The organism is Selenomonas sp., assembly GCF_052169755.1.
In the GTDB taxonomy this organism is placed as follows: domain Bacteria; phylum Bacillota; class Negativicutes; order Selenomonadales; family Selenomonadaceae; genus Selenomonas.
Genome location: NZ_JBQNBV010000174.1, coordinates 1 through 3,674, shown reverse-complemented (window position 1 = coordinate 3,674; position 3,674 = coordinate 1). Strand labels below are relative to the sequence as shown.

Annotated in this window: 3 protein-coding genes; 2 read left to right on the top strand and 1 reads right to left on the bottom strand. The window is 56.0% G+C overall.

What is annotated here, in order from left to right; translation table 11 throughout:
- Positions 1-33 precede the first annotated feature (33 nt).
- Together ACTTKG_RS09815 and tkt are read left to right on the top strand one after the other, a co-directional pair.
- Complete coding sequence (locus ACTTKG_RS09815; RefSeq protein ID WP_442674020.1) at positions 34-915, top strand: DMT family transporter; 882 nt, start codon at positions 34-36, stop codon at positions 913-915.
- 116 nt (positions 916-1,031) lie between these two features.
- Positions 1,032-3,026 carry a transketolase gene (gene tkt / locus ACTTKG_RS09810; protein WP_442674019.1) on the top strand — a complete coding sequence of 665 codons (1,995 nt, stop codon included), beginning with the start codon at positions 1,032-1,034 and terminating at the stop codon, positions 3,024-3,026.
- A 198-nt stretch (positions 3,027-3,224) separates the two neighbouring features.
- On the opposite strand, the gene ACTTKG_RS09805 is transcribed toward tkt, so the two are convergent.
- Complete coding sequence (locus tag ACTTKG_RS09805; protein WP_442674018.1) at positions 3,225-3,458, bottom strand: hypothetical protein; 234 nt, start codon at positions 3,456-3,458, stop codon at positions 3,225-3,227.
- Positions 3,459-3,674: the final 216 nt, after the last annotated feature.

Below are 3,674 nucleotides of genomic sequence, written 5' to 3'. Positions count from 1 at the left end.
ATATTCAAAGATAAAACACCAAGGAGCGATACCATGAAACCACATACCAAAGGCATCCTGCTCGTAGCGCTCGGCGCACTGCTCTGGGGCGGCTCCGGCGTCGCCGCACAATTTCTGCTGCAAGAACGGGGCTTTTCTACCGAATGGCTCGTCATGATGCGCATGTCGCTCGCCGGCGTGCTGCTTCTGCTGCTCGATGCGGCAAAGAGTCGGGAAAATATTTTCTCTCTGTGGCGGAACCGTCCTGCGGCAAAGCATCTCCTCATCTTCAGCATCTTCGGTATGCTCGGCGTGCAGTACACCTACTTTTCTTCCATCGAGTACGGCAACGCGGCGGCGGCAAGCGTATTGCAATACCTCATGCCGATCATCGTCGTCCTATGGAGCGCCTTGAAAAGCCGCTGCCTGCCATCGCTGCATGAGATCTGCTGCGTGCTGCTCGCCTTCGTCGGCACCTTCCTCATCGTGACGCGCGGCAGCTTTTCGATGCTTGCCATTCCGCCGCTCGCGCTCTTCTGGGGCGTCGCTTCCGCCTTCTGCGCCGCCGTCTACACCATACAGCCAAAATGGCTCTTGGAACACTTCCGCTCGCCGCTCGTCATCGGCTGGGGAATGCTCCTCGGCGGCATCTTGCTCATGTTCTTTCATGCGCCTTGGGATTTTTGCGGCAGTGTCGATGCCGCCGCCCTTCTCGTCTTCCTTTATGTCGTACTCTTCGGCACGGTCATCGCTTTTTGGTCGTACCTCGAAAGTCTTAAATACATCCGACCGAGCACCGTCGGCATCCTATGCTCCATCGAGCCTGTATCCGCCGTATTCTTCTCCACCGTGCTGCTCGCCGTCCCTTTCGGCATCGCGGAATCCGTCGGCGTACTTTTGATCTTAGCCTCCATCGCCCTGCTCAACCGACGCTGATAGAGCGTCTTCTCGTGCATGACTTTTCGCCGAACTTTCCCCCTATGCTATACATTTTCAGCGAAATCATGTAAGATAGAAAAGGAACAAACAACGGTTTCAAGGAGGAGAAATCTATGGGAAACATTGATACCACCTGTGTAAACGCGATTCGCGTCCTTTCGGCGGATGCCGTGCAGAAAGCGAACTCCGGACATCCCGGACTGCCGCTCGGCGCGGCGCCGATCGCCTACGAGCTTTGGGCGCATCACATGAAGCACAACGGCAAAAATCCAAACTGGGCAAACCGTGACCGCTTCATTCTCTCTGCCGGACACGGCTCCGCCATGCTCTATTCCCTGCTGCACCTTTTCGGCTACGGTCTGACGATCGACGATCTCAAGGACTTCCGACAAGACGGCTCCTTGACCCCGGGTCACCCCGAGTATCGCCATACGCAGGGCGTCGAAGCCACGACAGGGCCTCTGGGCGCGGGTATGGGCATGGCAGTCGGCATGGCGATCGCCGAAGCGCACCTCGCCGCCGTATTCAACAAGCCGGAGTTTCCCATCGTCGATCACTATACCTTCGTCCTCGGCGGCGACGGCTGCATGATGGAGGGCATCTCCTCCGAAGTCTTCTCATTGGCAGGCACGCTCTCGCTCGACAAGCTCATCGTACTCTACGACAGCAACAACATCTCCATCGAAGGCGACACCGACCTCGCCTTCACCGAAGATGTCGAACAGCGCATGGCGGCGTTCGGCTTCCAGACGCTCACGGTCGAAGACGGCACCGACCTTGCCGCCATCGGCAAAGCCATCGAAGCGGCAAAAGCCGACAAGGAGCGTCCGTCGTTCATCACGATCAAAACGAAGATCGGCTTCGGCTGCCCTGCCAAAGCAGGCAAGGCGAGCGCCCACGGCGAGCCGCTCGGCGAGGAGAACCTGCGGGCGCTCAAGGAAAATCTCGGCTGGGAAAATCCTGCGGAGAGCTTCTCTGTCCCCGCCGCCGTCTACGAACATTACGACACCCTCGCCGCCGAAGGCGCAGCTCTTGAAGAAAAATGGAACGAACTTTTCGCCGCCTACTGTGCGAAATACCCTGAAAAAAAGGCTCTCTGGGATGCTTACCACGCGCCCGTCGATGCTGCGGCGCTCCTAGAAGATGCCGCCTTCTGGGCGCATGACGACAAGCCTGCCGCCACCCGTGCGCTGTCTGGCAAGATGATTCAACGCCTCAAGGACATCGTGCCGCAGCTCATCGGCGGCAGCGCAGATCTTGGACCGTCGAACAAAACCGTGATGGCGGATGCGGGGGATTTCAGCCGCACAGATCGCGCCGGACGCAATCTGCACTTCGGCGTGCGCGAGCTTGGCATGGCGGCAATCGCCAACGGCCTTGCGCTGCACGGCGGCATCCTGCCCTATGTCGCGACCTTCTTCGTATTCAGCGACTACATGAAGCCCATGCTGCGCCTCGCCGCCCTCATGGGGCTGCCCGTCGTCTATGTACTCACACATGACAGCATCGGCGTCGGCGAGGACGGCCCGACACACGAGCCGATCGAGCAGCTCGCCATGCTGCGCGCAACGCCGAACGTCCACGTCTTCCGCCCCGCCGATGCGACAGAAACCGCCGCCGCCTGGTACAGCGCCGTAACGAGCAAAGATACGCCGACCGTCCTCACGCTCACGCGTCAAAACCTGCCGCAGCTTGCAGGCAGCTCCAAAGAAGCCTTGAAAGGCGGCTACATCATCTCCGAAGCCCAAGGCACGCCGCAAGGCATCCTCCTTGCCACAGGCTCTGAAGTATCGCTCGCCCTCGAAGCGCAGGAAGAACTCGCCAAAGACGGCATCGCCGTGCGCGTCGTCTCCCTGCCGTCCGTCGATGTTTTCGAGCAGCAATCCGACGAATACAAGGAAAGCGTCCTGCCGAAAGCCATCCGCGCACGCGTCGCCGTCGAAGCGGCATCCGACTTCGGCTGGGCACGCTACACAGGACTCGACGGCGCGACCGTCACGATGCAGGGCTTCGGCGCCTCCGCCCCCGCCGGCGTCCTCTTCAAGAAGTTCGGCTTCACGAAAGAACATGTCGTCGCGGCGATGAAACAGGCGCTTGGTACAACCTAAGGAAACACTGATAAAATAAAATCGCCCAGATCTGCACAGACAGATGGAAATTGTGCCGAGCAGGAAACAGCTCGACAAGATTCATGTGCAGGTCAAAAGAATCGATATGAAGTAAGCACATAAAAACCGCTGCCAAGAGCATCTCTCAGCAGCGGTTTTTTACATGTATCCCGTTAGAGCGCTTCCAAACAATAAATCTTAACTTCGTTTATACCATGATTTCCCGGCATTTTTCGAAGAAAATAGTCCTTTTTCGGTAGTTGCTAAAATTTCACTTCCATGAAGCGCTAAATCGAAAAAGGCACCTTGACTAGAACGATTTTCATATCGATGGTACCAACTGCGACCACCATTCGTTGAAGATTCTATTTCAAAACTGTTTTTAGGAGATATTCTGAGAATCTCCTTACCTAAGTTTAACATGATAGGCATAATCCTACATCCTCCCTAAATCTTTGTAAATATTATAATACATATTGTCCCCCCGCAAGAACTTTTGTATATTTTGCAAAGAGAACCAGGTTCGTTCTAAAATACAAATCAGATATGTGGCGATATGAAACAAGCACCATGCGCAAAGACCATACGACTGTAGTCATTCCTAGGAATCAAATCTTTGAATTTTGCATGGAATCCTTAGGATGGTCG

Coding starts and splice junctions, on each gene's coding strand:
- ACTTKG_RS09815 (WP_442674020.1), top strand. CDS start 34: ATGAAACCACATACCAAAGGCATCCTGCTCGTAGCGCTCGGCGCACTG.
- tkt (WP_442674019.1), top strand. CDS start 1,032: ATGGGAAACATTGATACCACCTGTGTAAACGCGATTCGCGTCCTTTCG.
- ACTTKG_RS09805 (WP_442674018.1), bottom strand. CDS start 3,458: ATGCCTATCATGTTAAACTTAGGTAAGGAGATTCTCAGAATATCTCCT.